Origin of the sequence: Caulobacter vibrioides (assembly GCF_002310375.3) — a bacterium.
In the GTDB taxonomy this organism is placed as follows: Bacteria; Pseudomonadota; Alphaproteobacteria; order Caulobacterales; family Caulobacteraceae; genus Caulobacter; species Caulobacter vibrioides_D.
On record NZ_CP023315.3, the window covers coordinates 3257213 to 3275777 of the forward strand.

15 protein-coding genes and 1 pseudogene are annotated in these 18565 nt (G+C 70.8%); 14 read left to right on the forward strand and 2 right to left on the reverse strand.

Features of this window, described 5'->3' with window-relative positions:
• The first annotated feature begins 96 nt into the window (after positions 1–96).
• From CA606_RS15415 to CA606_RS15425, 3 genes are all read left to right on the forward strand, one after another.
• Positions 97–636 carry a hypothetical protein gene (locus tag CA606_RS15415; RefSeq protein ID WP_233282158.1) on the forward strand — a complete coding sequence of 180 codons (540 nt, stop codon included), beginning with the start codon at positions 97–99 and terminating at the stop codon, positions 634–636.
• A gap of 105 nt (positions 637–741) precedes the next feature.
• Positions 742–2538: a DUF885 domain-containing protein gene (locus CA606_RS15420; RefSeq protein ID WP_096053731.1), complete on the forward strand. Its 1797-nt coding sequence runs from the start codon at positions 742–744 to the stop codon at positions 2536–2538.
• A 381-nt stretch (positions 2539–2919) separates the two neighbouring features.
• Positions 2920–5340 (forward strand): glycoside hydrolase family 3 N-terminal domain-containing protein, encoded by a 2421-nt coding sequence (locus CA606_RS15425; protein WP_096053730.1) that lies wholly within the window; start codon positions 2920–2922, stop codon positions 5338–5340.
• On the opposite strand, the gene CA606_RS15430 is transcribed toward CA606_RS15425, so the two are convergent.
• Positions 5337–5495 carry a hypothetical protein gene (locus tag CA606_RS15430; RefSeq protein ID WP_181242908.1) on the reverse strand — a complete coding sequence of 53 codons (159 nt, stop codon included), beginning with the start codon at positions 5493–5495 and terminating at the stop codon, positions 5337–5339. The two genes, CA606_RS15425 and CA606_RS15430, sit on opposite strands and share 4 nt — an antisense overlap.
• Before the next feature lie 15 nt (positions 5496–5510).
• Between CA606_RS15430 and CA606_RS15435 the strand changes: the two genes are divergently transcribed.
• From CA606_RS15435 to CA606_RS15485, 11 genes and pseudogenes are all read left to right on the forward strand, one after another.
• Positions 5511–7421 carry a sialate O-acetylesterase gene (locus CA606_RS15435; protein ID WP_096053729.1) on the forward strand — a complete coding sequence of 637 codons (1911 nt, stop codon included), beginning with the start codon at positions 5511–5513 and terminating at the stop codon, positions 7419–7421.
• A gap of 3 nt (positions 7422–7424) precedes the next feature.
• Positions 7425–7551, forward strand: a pseudogene (locus tag CA606_RS20260) (hypothetical protein); the annotation flags it as partial.
• Between the two features lie 52 nt (positions 7552–7603).
• Positions 7604–10369 (forward strand): glycosyl hydrolase 115 family protein, encoded by a 2766-nt coding sequence (locus CA606_RS15445; protein WP_233282159.1) that lies wholly within the window; start codon positions 7604–7606, stop codon positions 10367–10369.
• A gap of 66 nt (positions 10370–10435) precedes the next feature.
• Positions 10436–10849 carry a group III truncated hemoglobin gene (locus CA606_RS15450; protein WP_096053727.1) on the forward strand — a complete coding sequence of 138 codons (414 nt, stop codon included), beginning with the start codon at positions 10436–10438 and terminating at the stop codon, positions 10847–10849.
• Positions 10846–11556 carry a 2OG-Fe dioxygenase family protein gene (locus CA606_RS15455; protein ID WP_096053726.1) on the forward strand — a complete coding sequence of 237 codons (711 nt, stop codon included), beginning with the start codon at positions 10846–10848 and terminating at the stop codon, positions 11554–11556. Before CA606_RS15450 ends, CA606_RS15455 begins: the two co-directional genes overlap by 4 nt.
• Before the next feature lie 32 nt (positions 11557–11588).
• Complete coding sequence (locus tag CA606_RS15460; protein ID WP_181242624.1) at positions 11589–13070, forward strand: HWE histidine kinase domain-containing protein; 1482 nt, start codon at positions 11589–11591, stop codon at positions 13068–13070.
• 141 nt (positions 13071–13211) lie between these two features.
• On the forward strand, positions 13212–13841 hold the full coding sequence (locus CA606_RS15465; RefSeq protein WP_096053724.1) for a PepSY-associated TM helix domain-containing protein: 630 nt from the start codon (positions 13212–13214) through the stop codon (positions 13839–13841).
• Positions 13842–13851: 10 nt separating this feature from the next.
• A complete protein-coding gene (locus tag CA606_RS15470; protein WP_096053723.1) occupies positions 13852–14367 on the forward strand; it encodes a DUF2271 domain-containing protein in 516 nt (171 codons plus the stop codon).
• Complete coding sequence (locus CA606_RS15475; RefSeq protein ID WP_096053722.1) at positions 14364–15248, forward strand: DUF4198 domain-containing protein; 885 nt, start codon at positions 14364–14366, stop codon at positions 15246–15248. Before CA606_RS15470 ends, CA606_RS15475 begins: the two co-directional genes overlap by 4 nt.
• 167 nt (positions 15249–15415) lie before the next feature.
• Complete coding sequence (locus CA606_RS15480) at positions 15416–16369, forward strand: FAD:protein FMN transferase (RefSeq protein WP_181242909.1); 954 nt, start codon at positions 15416–15418, stop codon at positions 16367–16369.
• Positions 16369–17883, forward strand: a complete 1515-nt coding sequence (locus tag CA606_RS15485; RefSeq protein ID WP_096053720.1) for a sulfite reductase subunit alpha — start codon at positions 16369–16371, stop codon at positions 17881–17883. Before CA606_RS15480 ends, CA606_RS15485 begins: the two co-directional genes overlap by 1 nt.
• Before the next feature lie 137 nt (positions 17884–18020).
• Here CA606_RS15485 and mobA read toward each other — a convergent pair whose 3' ends face one another.
• On the reverse strand, positions 18021–18533 hold the full coding sequence (gene mobA, locus CA606_RS15490) for a molybdenum cofactor guanylyltransferase (RefSeq protein ID WP_096053719.1): 513 nt from the start codon (positions 18531–18533) through the stop codon (positions 18021–18023).
• Positions 18534–18565: the final 32 nt, after the last annotated feature.

An 18565-nucleotide genomic window follows, 5' to 3' on the forward strand; every position in this document is an offset into this window, starting at 1 on the left:
GGCGCCATCCGCCGGACAGGTTGAAACCCTTGGCCTCGCCGCAAGCGCGCCGATATGGTCCGCACGCCTCATGATCGCCGGGGCATGGATCTTACGATGTCGACCCACCCACAGCTGCAGCGCGTCACCACCGAATACGTCCAGACCGAAGACCGAATGCGCCTGTCCGGCGCCCTGGCGGATGGTCGGACCGTGGTGCTGTGGATGACCCAGCGTCTGTTCAACTACCTGCTGCCGCCCTTGACCAAATGGCTTGAAGACCACGGCGTGACGGGCCAGGCCGCGAGCGCCGCTGCGAGCACGCCGGCGGACAAGGAGATGCTCCAGGAGTTCGCCCAGAAATCGGCCCAGGCCGCCCTGACGCCTCAGCCCCGCGTCCAGGCCGACCGGCCGGCGGACACCTGGCTGGTCGAGGCGGTCGATATCGACTCGAACACCCGCGTGGTCAGGCTCACGTTCAGGGCCGCGGACGGCCGCGCCGTCGGTGTGCCGCTGGAAGCCGAGAGCCTGCGCCAATGGCTCGCCGTGGTTCATGGCCACTATGGCCGCGGCGGCTGGGCCACCACTGCCTGGCCCACCTGGATGGAGGACGCCATCCGCCCCACGGCGAGGCCCGACACCGCGCCGATGCACTGAGCACGGCGCGTTGGCCACGGCGGCTTGACCTGGCGCGGACCTCAAGGGAACGATGCGCGCCCGCGCCGCAGAGGGCGCTATGCTTCTTGAGTTTTAAGGATGGCCATGTCCCAGCCTGACCGTCGTCAGATCATGATGGGGGCGGCCGCGACCGCCCTGGCCGCCGGGCTCGCGCCAGCGGCCCAGGCCGCCACCCCGGCCAAGCAGCAGCTCTATGCGCTGTTCGACGCCTTCTTCGACGAGGACCTGAGCCAGAGCCCCGAGCAGGCCACCAGCCTTGGCCTCGACACCGGCAAGCACGCCGATGCGCGCACCAAGCTCTCGGACCGCTCGACCGCCGCCTGGCTGCGCGACCGCGCTGAACCGGCGCAGCGCATCGCCCGCCTGAAGACGATCGACCGCAAGGCGCTGACCGGCGACGACGCGATCAACTACGACACCGCCCTCTTCAACTACGAAGCGCGCGGGGGGACCTCGCGGTTCGACTTCGGCGACGGTGCGCGCCCCTTCGTCCTGACCCAGTACTACGGGTCGTACATCTCGACCCCCAGCTTCCTGGACAGCCGTCACAAGATCGCCTCGGCCGCCGACGCCGATGCGTACCTGGCCCGCATGAAGGCCTTCGCCACCGTGCTGGACCAGGAAACGCAGCGCGCCAGCGCCGACGCGGCCAAGGGCGTGATCCCGGCCGACTTCATGGTCGACAAGGCCATCGCCCAGCTCCAGCAGTTCCGCGCCACACCGGTCGACAAGAGCGTGCTGGTCGCCTCGGCCGCCCGCCGCGCCAAGGCCTATGGCGACTATGACGCCAAGGCCGCCGCCATCCTGACCGGCGAGATCCACCCGGCCCTGGACCGCCAGATCGCCGCCCTGCAGGCGATGCGCGCCAAGGCCGTGCACGACGCCGGCATCGGTCGCCTCAAGGACGGCGACGCCTTCTACGCCGCCCTGCTCAAGATCTACACGACCACCAACAAGACCCCCGAAGAGGTCCATCGCCTGGGCCTGGACGAAGGCGCCGAGATCCAGGCGCGGATGGACGAGATCCTCAAGAAGCGCGGCCTGACCCAAGGCACGGTGGGCCAGCGGATGGCGAGCCTCAACACCATGCCGGGACAGGTGTTCGCCAACACCGACGAGGGCCGCGCCGAGCTTCTGGCCTACTGCACCGAGCGCCTGGCCAAGCTGCAGCCGCTCTTGCCGCAGTGGTTCGGCGTCATGCCCAAGACCCCGGTCGTGGTGCGCCGCGTGCCGGCCTACACCGAGGCGGGCTCGGCGGGCGCCTATTACGAGCGTCCCGCGCTGGACGGTTCGCGCCCGGGCGCGGTCTATATCAACCTGCGCGACACGGCCGAGCGCCCCCGCTGGTCGCTGGCCACGCTGATGCACCACGAGGGCGCGCCGGGGCACCACTTCCAGCTGGCCCTGGTGGCCGAGAGCAATCTGCCCAAGCTCCGCCAGAACATGGGCTTCTCGGCTAATACCGAGGGCTGGGCGCTGTACGCCGAGCAGGTGGCCATGGAGATGGGCATCTATGACGACGGCGATGATCTGGGCCTCCTGGGCATGTACCAGGCCCGCCTGTTCCGCGCCTCGCGCTGCGTGGTCGACACCGGCATCCACGCCAAGGGCTGGAGCCGCGAAAAGGCCATCGCCTACATGATCGAGACGGGCGGCGACCCCGAGGTGCGGGTCTCGCGCGAGGTCGAACGCTACTGCGCCAACCCCGGCCAGGCCTGCTCCTACAAGGTCGGCCACACGGTCTGGGCGGCCCTGCGCGAGCGCACCAAGCAGCGCCTGGGCGGCAAGTTCGACATCAAGCGCTTCCACGACACCGCGCTCCTGGTCGGCCCCGCGCCGCTGACGGTGCTGGAGGGGGTGATCGACCGCTGGCAGGGGTGAGGGCTGGGCCTCGGTGCGTCCTTCGAGGCTCGCCTTCGGCTCACACCTCAGGATGAGGAAGGCTTGTGCTGAGCGCCTCATCCTGAGGTGCGCGCGCCTGAGCGCGCCTCGAAGGACGCAGGGACGCCCCCTCCGTCACGCGGCTGCGCCGCGCGCCACCTCCCCCGCGATGCGGGTGAGGAGGAAGCTCAGCCCTCCTGCCCCGCTTGCGGGGGAGGTGGCGCGGCGCATAGCGCCGTGACGGAGGGGGCGCTTCAACGACAAGAAATGAGACCGGTACCATTTCTGGCTTGAGTGGTCAGACAAGTGCCCCCATAGTGCTCGCCAACAACGGCGATTGAGAGCCGTTAGCGTCTTGCTCAGCCTCGGGGAAACGACCGGATGACCACCACCCTCACCCGCCGCCTGTTCGGCGCGAGCCTCGCGGCCCTGTCGGCCGCCGCCCTGCCCGGCCTGGCGCAAGCCGCCGGCCAAGCCCCCAAAAAGTCCGGCGACAAGCCGCTCTACAAGGATCCGACCCAGCCGGTCGACGCGCGCATCCAGGACCTGCTGTCGCGCATGACCCTGGAAGAGAAGGCCGCCCAGCTGATCGGCATCTGGCTGACCAAGGCCAAGATCCAGACGCCGGAAGGCGAGTTCTCGCCCACTGAAGCCAGCAAGAACTTCCCCCACGGCCTGGGCCAGGTGTCGCGTCCGTCGGACCGCAAGGGCGCCAAGCCGGTGACGGTGATCGGCGCGGCGGCCGGCGCCGACGACGGGGCCATCAACCGCAACGCCAAGGAAACCGCGCGCTACACCAACGCCGCCCAGAAATGGGCCGTGGAGAAGACGCGCCTGGGCATTCCGATGCTGATGCACGACGAGGCCCTGCACGGCTATGTGGCGCGCGACGCGACCAGCTTCCCGCAGTCGATCGCTCTGGCCTCGACCTTCGACACCGAGCTGACCGAGAAGATCTTCGCGGTCGCCGCCCGCGAGATGCGGGCCCGGGGCTCGAACCTCGCTTTGGCCCCCGTGGTCGACGTGGCCCGCGATCCGCGCTGGGGCCGCATCGAGGAGACCTACGGCGAAGACCCGCACGTCTGCGCCGAGATCGGCCTGGCCGCCATCCGCGGCTTCCAGGGCGCGACCCTGCCGCTGGCCAAGGACAAGGTGTTCGTCACCCTCAAGCACATGACCGGCCACGGCCAGCCCGAGAACGGCACCAATGTCGGCCCGGCCCAGATCGCCGAGCGCACCCTGCGCGAGAACTTCTTCCCGCCGTTTGAGCGCGCGGTGAAGGAGCTGCCCGTCCGCGCCGTCATGCCGTCGTACAACGAGATCGACGGCGTCCCCTCGCACGCCAACCGCTGGCTGCTGACCAAGATCCTGCGCGAGGAGTGGGGCTATAAGGGCTCGATCCAGAGCGACTACTTCGCCATCAAGGAAATGATCAGCCGCCACAAGCTGACCAACGACCTGGGCGACACGGCCGTGATGGCCATGCATGCGGGCGTCGATGTCGAGCTGCCCGACGGCGAGGCCTACGCCCTGATCCCGGATCTGGTGCGCGCCGGCCGCATCCCGCAGTTCGAGGTCGACGCCGCCGTCGCCCGGGTGCTGGAGATGAAGTTCCAGGCCGGCCTGTTCGAGAACCCCTACTGCGACGAGAAGACCGCCGACGCCAAGACCGCCACGCCGGACGCCGTCGCCCTGGCCCGCGAGGCCGCCCGCAAGGCCGTCGTGCTGCTGAAGAACGAAAAGGGCGTGCTGCCGCTGGACGGCAAGAAGATCAAGCGCCTGGCGCTCCTGGGCACCCACGCCAAGGACACGCCGATCGGCGGCTACTCGGACATCCCGCGCCACGTGGTCTCGATCCACGAGGGCCTGACCGCCGAGGCCAAGGCCCAGGGCTTCGCCCTCGACTACGCCGAGGCCGTCCGGATCACCGAGCAGCGCATCTGGGCCCAGGACGCGGTCAACTTCACCGACCCGGCCGTCAACGCCAAGCTGATCGCCGAAGCCGTCGAGGTCGCCAAGAAGGCCGACGTCGTGGTCATGGTGCTGGGCGACAACGAGCAGACCAGCCGCGAGGCCTGGGCCGACAATCACCTGGGCGACCGCGACAGCCTGGACCTGCTGGGCCAGCAGAACGACCTGGCCAAGGCGATCTTTGACCTCGGCAAGCCGACCGTGGTGTTCCTGCTGAACGGCCGCCCGCTGTCGATCAACCTGCTGAAGGAACGCGCCGACGCGATCATCGAGGGCTGGTACCTGGGCCAGGAAACCGGCAACGCCGCCGCCGACGTGCTGTTTGGCCGCGCCAATCCGGGCGGCAAGCTGCCGGTCAGCATCGCTCGCGACGTCGGCCAGCTGCCGGTCTACTACAACCGCAAGCCCACGGCCCGCCGCGGCTATCTGGATGGCGAGACCGCCCCGCTCTACCCGTTCGGTTTTGGCCTGTCGTACACGACGTTCGATATCTCGGCCCCGCGTCTGGCCAAGGCCAGGATCGGCCAGGGCGAGAGCGTCAAGGTCGAGGTCGATGTGACCAACACCGGCAAGGTGGCCGGCGACGAGGTGGTCCAGCTCTATGTCCACGACGAGGCGGCCTCGGTCACCCGTCCGGTGCTGGAGCTCAAGCACTTCAAGCGCGTCACCCTGGCCCCCGGCGCCAAGACCACGGTCACCTTCGAGATCAAGCCCTCGGACCTATGGATGTGGAACCTGGACATGAAGCGCGTCGTCGAGCCCGGCGACTTCTCGATCCTGGTGGGCCCCAACTCCGTGGACCTGAAGAAGGCGACGCTGACGGTGGCTTAACTCCAAAACACCGTGTCATCCCGGACGGCCCGCAGGGCCGATCCGGGACCCAGGGGCCGGCGCAGAGCGGTCGCCCCTGGGTCCCGGCTCTCCGCTGCGCTACGGCCGGGATGACACGCCAACTTGCGATAGAAGAACCGCCCGCAAGGCGGCACACAGGGGAGCAAACCATGCGCCGTCTCGCGCCGATCCTGCTGGCCGCCGCCCTCGCCTCGCCCGCCAGCGCCCAATCCCTTCTGAACGGGCTCTTCTCCGACCACGCCGTCGTCCAGCGCGACCGGCCGCTGCCGGTGTTCGGGATCGCCAAGCCGGGCGAGACCGTCACCGCGTCCTTCGCCGGCCAGACCCTGACCGCCAAGGCCGGTCCCGACGGGGCCTGGCGCGTGGACTTCCCGGCCACGCCCGCCGGCGGCCCCTACGCCATCACCGCCGCCACCGCCTCGGCCAAGGCCAGCGCGTCCGACGTGCTGGTCGGCGATGTCTGGCTGTGCTCGGGCCAGTCGAACATGGAGATGCAGGTCTCCGCCTCGGGCGACGCCTGGAACCAGATCAACAACGGCGCGGCCAACGACACCATCCGTATGGCGACGATCGAGAAGGCCGACGCCCGCTCGCCCGCCAAGGATTTCAAGACGCCGCCCGCCTGGAAGCTGACCAACAAGGAAAACGTCGGCGCCTTCTCGGCCAGCTGCTTCTACTTCGCCCGCGAGCTGCAGAAGACGCGGCAGATCCCGCTGGGCCTGATCCACGCCTCGTGGGGCGGCTCGGGCATCGAGGCGTGGATGACGCCGACGGCGCTGCGCAAGGTCGGCGGCTATGACGAGGCCATTGCGGTCCTGAACCTGTCGATCACCGACCAGGCCGCCGCCAGCCGCCGCTGGGGTGACGTGATCAAGGCCTGGTGGAGCGCCAAGAACCCCGGCCAGGCGGCCCTGGCGCCCTGGACCGGCGCCGGAACCTGGACGGCCGCGCCGCGCGATCTGGGGATCTGGGAACGCTGGGGCGTCCCGGCGCTGGCCGAGTTCAACGGCGTCGTCTGGTTCAAGACCGAGGTCGAGCTGACCGCCGCCCAGGCCGCGCAGGCCGCCACGCTTGGCCTCGCCCAGATCGACGAGATGGACACCACCTACGTCAACGGGGCCGGGCTTGGCGCGACCTCGGGATCCTGGCTGGACCGAAACTACGCCCTGCCGGTCGGCGCGCTGAAGGCCGGCAAGAACACCATCGTCGTCTCGGCCTACGACACCTACGCCAATGGCGGCATGTACGGCGATCCGGCCAAGCGGGCCCTGACCCTGGCCGACGGAACCCGCCTGCCGCTGACCAACTGGACCTACCGGATCGAGCCCCGCGCCGGCGGCGATCCGCCCCGCGCGCCGTGGGACACCCTGGCCGGCGTCTCCACCCTCTATAACGGCATGCTCGCCCCCATGGGCCCTTATGCCTATGCGGGCCTGGCCTGGTACCAGGGCGAGACCAATGTCGGCCGCGACAAGGCCTATGTGAACCTGCTGGGCGCCTTCATGGCCGAGCGCCGCCTGGGCCAGTCGCCGGACATGCCCGCGCTCGTCGTGCAACTGGCCGACTATGGCGGCTTCGCCACCGCGCCCGGCCTGCCCGCCGGAACCGCCGCCCTGCGCGACGCCCAGCGCCGCGCGGTCGCCGCCGATCCGCGCAGCGGCCTGGTCGTCACCCACGACATCGGCGATCCCTACGACATCCACCCCGCCAACAAGCAGGAGGTCGGCCGCCGCCTGGCGCTGGCCGCCCGCCGCCTCTATGGCGAGCCGGTCACCACCGGCCCCGAGGTCGTCTCCGCCAAACGGACCGGCGACACCGTGGTCGTCAGCTTCGCCCAGGTCGGCGGCGGACGCCTGGTCTCGCGCGGCTCGGACCGGGTGATCGGCTTTGAGCTGTGCGACACGACCTGCCAGTGGGTCGACGGCCGCATCGACGGGACCACCGTGACGCTGAGCGGACCCGGGTCGAAGGTCCGCTTCGCCTGGGCCGACAGCCCAAGCTTCAACCTCTTCGACGCCGCGGGGCTGCCGGCGGGACCGTTCGAGGTCGTGGTTCAGTGATGTCCAAAGCGCCCCCTCCGTCACGAGGCTTCGCCTCGCGCCACCTCCCCCGTGCTACGGGTGAGGAGGATGCGATCTCCCTCCTGCCCCGCTTGCGGGGGAGGTGGCGCGGCGCCGAGAGGCGACATGACGGAGGGGGCGTCTGGGCCGCTGCGTCCGCCCTCGCCCTGGCCGCCGGTCTGGTGACCGCGATCGCCCTCCCCGCCCCGGCCTGGGCCGCCGAACCCGCCGCGATCAGCGCCGCGCCCAGCGCCGAGGCCTTCCCGCTGATCGCCGGCGGCAGGCCCGCGCGGATCGCCTACGACACGACCGACTTCCCCGGCGCGATCCGCGCGATCCACGGGCTGCGCAGCGACCTGGCCGCCCTGTCCGGCGCGACCGCCGACAAGGACGCGCCGTTGGTCATCATCGGCACGATCGGCAAGAGCGCGGCCATCGACGCCCTGATCGCCTCGGGCAAGCTGGACGTCTCCCAGGTGAAGGGACGCTGGGAGGCCTTCGTCCAGCAGGTCGTCGAGAACCCTCAACCGGGCGTCGCCCGCGCCCTGGTGATCGCCGGGTCCGACAAGCGCGGCACGATCTACGGGGCCTATGACCTGTCCGAGCGCGCGGGCGTCTCGCCCTGGACCTGGTGGGCCGACGTCCCCGTGCCCCGACGCGCCAATGTCTATGTCGCCCCCGGCGCCAATGTTCAGAAGCCTGCGGTCAAGTATCGCGGCATCTTCCTCAACGACGAGGAGCCGGCGCTGGGGTCCTGGGCGCGCGCCACCTTCGGCGGGATCAACCACGCCTTCTACGCGCGGGTCTTCGAGCTGATCCTGCGGCTGAAGGGCGACTTCCTGTGGCCGGCCATGTGGGGCAAGTCGCTGTATGACGACGACCCGCTGACCGCCTCCCTGGCCGACGAGATGGGCGTGGTGCTGGGCACCTCGCACCACGAGCCGATGAGCCGGGCGCACGTCGAGTGGGAACGCCACGGCCAAGGCCGGTGGGACTACGCCAAGAACCCCGAGACCTTGCGCAGGTTCTGGCGCGACGGCGTCGTGCGCATGGGCGCCAACGAGAGCCTGGTCACCGTCGGCATGCGCGGCGACGGTGATGAGCCGATGAGCGAAGGCACCGCCACCAAGCTCCTGGAGACCATCGTCACCGACCAGCGCAAGATCATCGGCGAGGTGACCGGCAAGGATCCGGCCGCCACGCCCCAGGTCTGGGCGCTCTACAAGGAGGTCCAGGACTATTACGACGCCGGCATGCGGGTTCCCGACGACGTCACCCTGCTGTTCGCCGACGACAACTGGGGCAACATCCGCCGCCTGCCCGAGCCGGGCAAGACGCGCCCGGGCGGTTACGGCGTCTACTATCACTTCGACTATGTGGGCGGCCCCCGGAACTACAAGTGGCTGAACACCAACCAGATCGAGCGCACCTGGGAGCAGATGAAGCTGGCCGCCGACCATGGGGCCGACCGTCTGTGGATCGTCAATGTCGGCGATCTCAAGCCCATGGAGCTGCCGACCGAGTTCTTCCTGGACTACGCCTGGAACCCGGCGGCCATGCCCGTCGAGGCCTTGCCGCGCTACACCACGGGCTGGGCGGCCCAGCAGTTCGGCCCCGAGCGGGCCGGCCAGATCGCCGCCGTGCTGGACGGCTACACCAAGCTGAACGCACGCCGGAAGCCCGAGCTGATCGACGCCTCGACCTTCAGCCTGGTCAACTTCGGCGAGGCTGAGCGGGTGGAGGCCGAGTGGGCGGCGATGGAGGCGCGCGTCGACGCCCTGCGCGCGGCCATCCCCAAGGACCAGGACAGCGCCTTCGTCCAGTTGGCCTGGTTCCCGGTGAAGGCGGCGGCCAACTATAACCGCCTGCAGATCGCGACCGGCCGCAACCGCCTGTGGGCCAGCCAGGGGCGCATCGCCGCCAATGCGCAGGCCGATCTGGTCAAGACCCTGTTCGCGCGCGACGCCGACCTGACCCGCCTGCATGACGCCCTCAACGGCGGCAAGTGGCGTCACATGATGGACCAGACCCACATCGGCTACACCAGTTGGCAGCAGCCGGCTCAGAACATCATCCCGGCCACCCAGACCGTCGCGGCGGCCTCCGGCTGGGGCGTGGCGGTCGAGGGCGGCGGCGAGGCTGCGCCCGCGCTCACGCGCTGGGGCGCGGACCGCCGGTGGATCGAGGTGTTCAGCAAGGGCGCGCCGATCGCCGTCACGGCCGTCAGCGACACCCCCTGGCTCAAGGTGACGACGGGCCCCGCCAACGCCTCCGGCGACGTGCGCCTGGACGTCGTGGCCGATTGGAAGACAGCGCCGAAGGGCCAGACCACCGGCCTCGTGAAGATCTCGGTGGGCGGCGAGACGCGCACCGTCTCGATCACCGCCACCAACCCGGCGCGCAAGCCCGCCGCCGGCGCGTTCGTCGAGGCGGGAGGCGTCACGGCGATCGAGGCCGAGCACCACGCCGCCGCCAGGGGCGGACAAGGCGTCACCTGGGCCACCATCCCCAACCTTGGGCGCACCCTGTCGGGCGTGACCAGCTATCCGTCCACCGCGCCCAGCTCCAAGCCGGGCGGCGCGGCGCCGGCGCTGGAGTATCTGGTCGACTTCGAGGCGGCGGGAGCGCTGGACCTGACCGTGCTCGTCTCCCCGACCCTGGACTTCCGAGGCGGCAAGGGCCTGGCCTATGCGGTGTCGATCGGCGACGGCGCGCCGGTCGTGGTCAACAGCCAGCCCGACGCCTCGGAGGCCGCCTGGGACAAGGCGGTCGCCGACAGCGTCCGCGCCCAGACCACGCGGCTGAACGTCCCCTCGGCCGGCCCACACCGGGTGCGGCTGTGGCGGGTGGATCCGGGCGTCGTGTTCCAGCGGCTGGTGCTGTCGCGCGGCCCGCTGCCCGCCAGCTACCTTGGCCCGCCAGAGAGCGTCCGCGCGCCCCTTAAGTAAGAATCCGAAGCCAAGTGTGATCGCCCCGGGGTTCTGTCCCCGGGCGCGAGGGTCCATATCGCGGCCATGTCCGTTTCTCCGCGCTCCCAGGCCCGCGCCGACGCCGCTTCGTTCACCGACGAGGAGATCGACCGGCTGGTCGAGACCTTCTATGCGCGGATCCGCCAGCACCACCGCCTGGGGCCGATCTTCGAAACCGCGATCGGCCCCGACGGCTGGCCCGAGCACCTGGCCAAGCTGAAGGACTTCTGGTCGTCGGTGCTCAACACCTCAGGCCGCTACAAGGGCCAGCCGGTGGCGGCCCACCAGGGCGTCGAGGGGATCACCGAGGGCCTGTTCACCCCCTGGCTGGGCCTGTTCCACATGACCTGCGCAGAGCTGTTCGACGCGCCCCGCGCGGCGATCATCGGTCAGAGGGCCGAACGCATCGCCGCCACGCTGAAGCTTGGGCTGTTTCACCGCCCCGGAGCGGTGGCTTGAGCCCGCGCGCGGGCCTGGCGGAGCAAGGCTTCATCCGCTTCGAGGCGAGCGACACCCGTAACCTTCTGGGGCCGCAGGCGATGGCGGGGTGGGAGACCTTCGCCGCCAGCTGGAACGACCTTGGCCTAGACACCTTCATGGCCGACGGCGGTCGCTATCGGCGTCGGCGCTTCGCGGCGTTCTCGGTCGCGCCGGGCCTCTTGGAGCGCAAGCCGCACCAGCCGCACTGGCAGAGCCGCGACTACAACCTCCTGAACGGCGGCGTGCAGCGCTGGTTCGACCCCGTCACCGACGCGATCGCCGACCATCCGGTGATGCGGGGGGTCATCGCCGCGGGGCTTGATCTGTTCGACCCGCTGTCGCCCGCCTCGGACGCGCCCTGGCACGTCGAGACCCACCAGTTCCGCATCGAGGCGGGCACGGGCGAGCAGGGCCTGCCCACCCCCGAAGGCGCGCACCGCGACGGCGTCGACTGGGTGATCGTCATGCTGGTGAACCGCCAGAACGTCGACAGCGGCGTCACCGACATCTACGCCCCCGACGGGACGAGCCTGGGCTCGTTCACCCTGACCGCGCCCGGCGACGCGGTGTTTCTGGACGACTACCGTGTCCTGCACGGCGTCACCCCCGTCAGGCCCCGCGATCCCCAGGCGGCGGCGGTCCGCGATGTGCTGGTCGTCACATTCCGGCGCGAGGAAAGGGCGTAAGGTCAAGCTCGCGCGGGGGTTGCTGCGACCGTTTGCCTCACGCTTTCATGCTTTGGACCCGGACCCGCCCGTGTCACGGTGACGGTCCGTTTCCTTGGGATCGGGCGTCCACCTATATGTCCAGAGACGACCAGGCCACGCCACGCGATCCACCGCCCCAGCGGCGCGAGGTGCTGTCCAGCGCCATGGCCGACGCGGTCCCGATCCTGATCAGCTATGTCGACCGCGACGAGCGCTATCGCTTCGTCAACCGCGCCTACGAGCGCTGGTTCGGCGTGGATCGCGCGCAGATCGAAGGCCGCCCGCTGCGTGAGGTGGTCGGAGACGTCGCCTACGCGCGCCTGGCCGGCCATGTGCGCCGGGCTTTGGCGGGCGAGACCCTGATCTTCGAGGGCGAGGTCGAGTACCAGGGCGCCGGCGTGCGCTTTATCGAAGCCCGCTATGTCCCCGACATCACGCCGGACGGCGAGATCCCCGGTTACTACGCGCTGATCACCGACATCACCGACCGCAAGCGCGCCGAGGAAACCGAGCGGCTGCTGATCCGCGAAGTCGACCATCGGGCCAAGAACGTGCTGACCGTCGTCCAGTCCCTGGCCCAGCTGACGCCGTTCGAGAGCAAGGACCAGTACGTGCAGGCGCTGTCGGGCCGGATCGGCTCGCTGGCCAGCGCCCACAGCCTGCTGTCGACCACGCGCTGGAGCGGCGTGGACCTGCACGACCTGCTACGCCTGGAGCTGGATCCCTATGGCGGCGAAACCGACGAGCAGGTCGCCATCCTGGGCCCGCCGGTCCTGATCGACGCCCAGGCCGCCCAGTCGCTGGCCCTGGTGATCCACGAACTGGCCACCAACGCCAGCAAGTACGGCGCCCTGTCGCGACCGCTGGGACGGCTGAACGTCAGCTGGAGCTTTGATGAGGCGGGCGTCCTGCGGCTGGCCTGGCGTGAGGACGCCGGAGTGTCGGTCACGCCGCCGACGCAGCGCGGCTTCGGCTCGACCCTGATCGAAAGCGCCGTCAAGCAACTGGGCGCGTGGATCGAACATACCTGGCGGCCCCAGGGCCTGAAGGTGCGGCTGGACCTGCGGCAAGGCGCGCAGGCCCGCCCCACCGAAGGCGCACCGGTCTATCGCCCGGGCGTGACCGCCGAGGCGGGGCCCAGCCTCAGCGATCAGCATGTGCTCGTCGTCGAGGATGAAGCGGTCGTGGCCATGGAGCTGACCCGCGTGCTGACCGCCGCCGGCGCCAAGGTCATCGGCCCCGCCGGCACTATCGAAGAAGCGATGCAGCTGTTGGACGCCCACCCCGTCGACCGCGCGCTTCTGGACGTCAATCTGGGCGGTCGCCCGATCACGCCCGTGGCCAAGGCGCTCAGCCGCCAAGGCATCCCGTTCGTCTATCTGACCGGCTATCAGGAGCCGGAGGTCGATGACGGTCCGATCCTGCGCAAGCCGGTGCCCGCCAACGTCCTGGTCGGCGCCCTGGCGCGCGGGGCCCTGCTGACGGCGCCCTAGAGCCTCGCCCTGCTTAAGACACGCCCTGGATCGACGTGATCCGGACGATCTTGTCCGGAGCGTCGCCTTGGCTCTTGAAATTGCAATTCGTTCTCAAGTAAGGACAGGCATCCTGTTGCTCAGCCCCTGTCGCGTCCGCCTGTGAAATCCGCCGCCGCCCAACATCGCCGCTCGTTCTGGCTGAAGCAGCTGCACCAGTGGCACTGGATCAGCGCGGCCCTGTCGCTGGTGGGCATGCTGCTGTTCGCGATCACGGGCATCACCCTGAACCACGCCGGCCAGATCGAGGCCGAGCCCAAGGTCGTCAGCCGCAAGGCCACCCTGCCGCCGGACCTGCTGACGGTGCTGGCCAAGGGCCCGGAGGAGGGCAAGCGCCCCCTGCCCGTCCAGCTGGAACCCTTCCTCGACGAGGCCGTCGGCGCCGACGTGGCCGGACGCGAGGGCGAATGGTCGGCCGACGAGGTCTATGTGGCTCTCGCCCGCCCCGGCGGCGACGCCTGGGTGTCGATCGACCGCGAGACCGGCGCCGTCGAGCACGAAAAGACCACGCGCGGCGCGGTCAGCCTGCTCAACGACCTGCACAAGGGCCGCAACACCGGCAAGGCCTGGAGCTGGTTCATCGACATCTTTGCGGCCGCCTGCGTGATCTTCACGGTCACCGGCCTGATCCTGCTGCAGTTCCACGCCCGCGCGCGGCCCCTGACCTGGCCCCTGGTCGGGCTGGGCCTGGTCGCGCCCGTCCTTCTTGTCATCCTGTTCGTCCACCTCTGAGGCAGACCCCGTGAAGCGTTCGATTTCCCTGCTCACCTTCGCCGGCGCGGCTGTCGGCTCTTCGGCCATGGCCGCCGATCTCAACGTCACGGTCGAGGTGCCCAAGCTGAACGTGGCCGAGTACCACAAGCCCTATGTGGCCATCTGGATCGAGAACCCGGCCGACTCCACCGCCGCCGGCACCCTGGCGGTCTGGTACGACGCCAAGAACCGCGAGGACAACGGCGCCAAGTGGCTGAAGGACATGCGCCAGTGGTGGCGCAAGGCCGGCCGCGAGATGAGCTTCCCCGCCGACGGCGTCAGCGGCGCCACCCGCGCGCCGGGCCCGCACAAGCTGGTCTTCTCCGGCGCCAAGGGCGCGCTGAAGAACCTCAAGCCCGGCCAGTACAACCTGGTCGTCGAGGCCGCGCGCGAGGTCGGCGGCCACGAGGCCGTCCGCGTCCCCTTCGCCTGGGGCAAGCCGGGCAAGCTCGCAACCGCCAAGGGCTCGGCCGAGCTGGGCGCCGTCACCGTTTCCGTGAAGTGAGAAAAGCCATGACCTTCAAGACGCGCCTGCTCGCCGTCGCCGCTGTTGGCGTCGCCCTGGCCCTGCCGATGTCGGCCTCCGCCCACCGGGGCTGGATGGTGCCGGCCTTCACCACCCTGTCGGGCGACAGCGCCTGGGTGACGGTCGACGCGGCCATCTCCAACGAGCTGTTCTATCCCGACCACCGGGCGATGCGCACCGACGGCGTCAAGGTGATCGCGCCCGACGGCGCGGCCGACAAGATCCAGAACGCCGCCACCGGCCAGTACCGCTCGACCTTCGACGTCCAGCTGACCAAGCCGGGCACCTACAAGATCTTCACGGCCAGCAACAGCGTCATGGCCAGCTGGACCGAGAACGGCGAGGTCAAGCGCTTCCGTGGTTCGCCCGAGGACTTCGCCAAGCAGGTCCCGGCCGGCGCCGCCGACCTGAAGACCATCAAGTCCAGCAGCCGCAACGAGACCTTCGTCACCCGCGACAAGCCGACCCTCGAGGCCTTGAAGCCGACCGGCCAGGGCCTGGAGCTGGTGCCGGTCACCCATCCGACCGACGTGATCGCCACCGAGGCGGCCACCTTCAAGTTCGTGATCGACGGCAAGCCGGCCGCCGGCCTGGAAGTCACCCTGATCCCCGGCGGCGCCCGCTGGCGCGCCGCCCCCGGCGAGATCAAGGTCAAGTCGGGTCCTGACGGCGCGGTGACGTTCACCCTGCCCGAAGCCGGCATGTACTGGGTCAACGCCAATGTCCGCTCGGGCGAAACCGTCCGCGGCGGTCCCGGCATGGGCGGCGCTCCGGGCGCTGCGCCGGCCCCGGCCACTCCGCTCGCGGGCGACGGCATGAGCGCCAGCTACACCGCCGTCATCGAAGCCCAGCGGCCTTAACAAGGATTTGTCATCCCGGCCGTAGCGCAGCGCAGAGCCGGGACCGCCGCAAGCTCAGCGCTTGCCGAGGTCCCGGCTCTGCGCGCTCCGCGCTTGGCCGGGATGACAGGTTTCAAAGCATGCCCCGCGTCCTCGTCCCCGCCATCGCCACGCCGCCCGCCCGCCCCGTGGGCGGGAGCGTCCGCGCGTTCGGCGGCGACACCATGGGCACGACCTGGTCGGTCAAGGCGGTGCTGCCGACCACCACCGACCTCGCCGCCCTGCAGGCCGGCGTCCAGCGCGCCCTCGACGCCGTCGTCGCCCAGATGAGCCCTTGGGCGCCGCTGTCGGACCTCTCCCGCTACAATCGCGCCGCGCCGGGCGGCTGGACAAGGCTGCCGCCGGAAACCCTGACGGTGCTGCGCCGGGCGATCGACGTCGCCGAGCAAAGCGACGGCGCGTTCGATCCGACCCTGGGCGCCCTGACCGACCTCTGGGGCTTTGGCCCGCGTCCGTTCGCTGGCCAGCCGCCGGAGGCACAGAGCCTGGCCCCACGCCGCGAGGCCTGCGGCTGGAAGCGTCTGGTGCTGGACGGCGAGGCGCTGTTCCAGCCAGGCGGGCTGAAGCTTGATCTGAACGGCATCGCCAAGGGCTTTGGCGTCGACCAGGCCGCCGCCGCGCTGGATCGCGCGGGCGTCAAAAGCTACCTCATCGAGGTCGGCGGCGAGCTGCGCGGGATCGGCGCCAAGCCCGACGGCCAGCCCTGGTGGGTCGAGCTGGAGCGCCCGCCGCCCTTCGAGCCCGCCGCCAACGACACCCAGAAGACCCTCGTGGCCCTGCACGACCTGGCCGTCGCCACCTCGGGCGACTATCGCCGGTTCTTCGACCATGGCGGACGGCGCTACGCCCACACGCTGGACCCGGCCACCGGCGCGCCGATCGTCCACGCCACCGTCAGCGTCACGGTGCTGGCCAAGGACTGCATCAGCGCCGACGCCTGGGCCACGGCCCTGACCGTCATGCCGCCCGAGCAGGCCCTGGCCTTCGCCGCCGCCCATGATCTGGCCGCCCTGATCGTCAGCCGAGGCCCGTCCGGTCTTGAGGAACGGCTCTCGCCCGCCCTGCAGGCGATGCTGGACTGATGCCCGACCTCGCCTTCCTCCCGCCCGAGGCCCGGCGCTGGGTCTGGGCCGGCGTCGTCGTGGCGCTGTACGCCCTGTTCTGCCTGGCCATCGCCCTGCGCGAGACCTGGCGAGGCCGGCGGGCGCGCCAGGCCGCCGACGCCCTTTCCCAAGGCTCAGGCGAGCCGGTGCTCGTCGCCTACGCCAGCCAGACCGGCCTCGCCGAGGAACTGGCCACGGCCACGGCCAAGGCGCTGTCGGACGCCGGCGCGCCGGTGACCCTGAAGGACCTGTCGGCCGTCACCGCCGGCGATCTTGCGGGCCGCGCCCTGTTCGTGGTCAGCACCACCGGCGAGGGCGACGCCCCCGACCCGGCCCGCGCCTTCATCCGCGACGTGATGAAGACCGACGCGGACCTGTCGGCCCTGCGCTATGGCGTGCTGGCGCTCGGGGATTCCAGCTACGCCGAATACTGCGCCTTCGGACGGTCGCTGGACGCCTGGCTGGCCCGCCAGGGCGGCCAGCCGCTGTTCGACCGCGTGGAGGTGGACGACGCCGATCCGGCCGCGCTGCGCCACTGGCAGGGACAGCTGGCGACCCTGACCGGCGTCACCGACGCGCCGGACTGGACGCGGCCGACCTATGACGCCTGGACCCTGGCCGAGCGGACGCTGCTGAACCCCGGCAGCCCCGGCGGCGAGGCCTGGCATGTGCGCCTGACGCCGCCCAAGGGCGCGGTCTGGCAGGCCGGCGACATCCTGGAGATCGGCCCGCGCAACGACTCCGCGCAGGTCGCCGCCCTGATTACGGCGCTGGACCTGCCGGACGAAGCCGCCGACACCCTGGCGGGCCTTCGCCTGCCCCAGGACACGGCCGCTCTCGACGCCCTGCGCGGCCTGCCGCTCGAAGCCCTGGCCGAGCGTCTGACCGCCCTGCCCCATCGGGAGTATTCGATCGCCTCGTTGCCCAGCGACGGCGGCGTCGAGCTGATCGTCCGGCTGATGACCCGCGCCGACGGGGCGCCGGGCCTCGGCTCAGGCTGGCTGTGCCGCCATGCGCCGATCGGCGCGGCGATCGAGGCCCGGGTGCGCGTCAACCGCAGCTTCCACGCGCCGGAGGCCAAGCGGCCGCTGATCCTGATCGGTTCGGGCACGGGCCTGGCGGGCCTGCGCGCGCACCTGAAAGCCCGGGCCGCCGCCGGCGTCCGCTGGAACTGGCTGGTCTTTGGCGAACGCACCGCCGCCCACGACTATTTCCACCGCGCCGAACTGGAAGGCTGGCAGGCCTCGGGCCTGCTGGACCGGCTGGACCTGGCCTTTTCCCGCGACCAGGCCGAGCGGGTCTATGTGCAGCACCGCCTGCGCGAGTCGGCTGACATCCTGCGCCGCTGGGTCGCCAACGGCGCGGCGATCTATGTCTGCGGGTCGCTGGAGGGCATGTCGCGCGAGGTCCACACGGCGCTCGTCGAGATCCTCGGCGCGGCGGCGCTGGAGCGCCTGACCGACGAGGGGCGGTATCGGCGGGACGTGTACTAGGCGCGCGCCCCCTCCGTCACGTCGCCTGCGGCGCCGCGCCACCTCCCCCGCAAGCGGGGCAGGAGGGTGGCCCTCGCCTCCTCACCCGCGACGCGGGGGAGGTGGATCGACGCGAAGCGGCGAGACGGAGGGGGCGCTCAGCCCCGGAGCAGCCCTTCCCGCTCCGCCGGCGTATTGGCCCCGCGCAGCCGCGCCAGCGCCCCGTCCGGAACCGGCAAGGCCGTTAAGCCCGCGCGCTCCACCAGCCGCCGCAGCGGCCAGCCGGCCTCGGCGTCGGCCGGCAAGGCCGCAGCGTCCAGCACCATCGGCACGGGCAGGCCCTCATAGTAGCCGCCACCGGCCAGCAGCGGCGCCAAGTCTTCGCGCGTGATCGTCGGGGCGTCGACAGCCAGCACCAGCAGCCGTGCGGTTCCCAAAGCCCGCGCCCCCGCCAACACCCCGCCCACGGGCCCGGCTCCGGCCGCGTCGTCGGCGACCCACGGCAAGCCCAGATCCGCGCCCGCTGTCACCAGCGCCTGCGCCCCGACCGCGCGCGCCAGGTCCGCCACAAGGTCGACGGCCCGGCGGCCGTCCCAGTCCAGCGCGGCCTTGTCACGGCCCATGCGCCGCGATGCGCCGCCGCACAGGATGATCGCGCCCAGGGAAGTCATGAGCCCGGTTTAGCAGGAAAACCCGCCGCTCT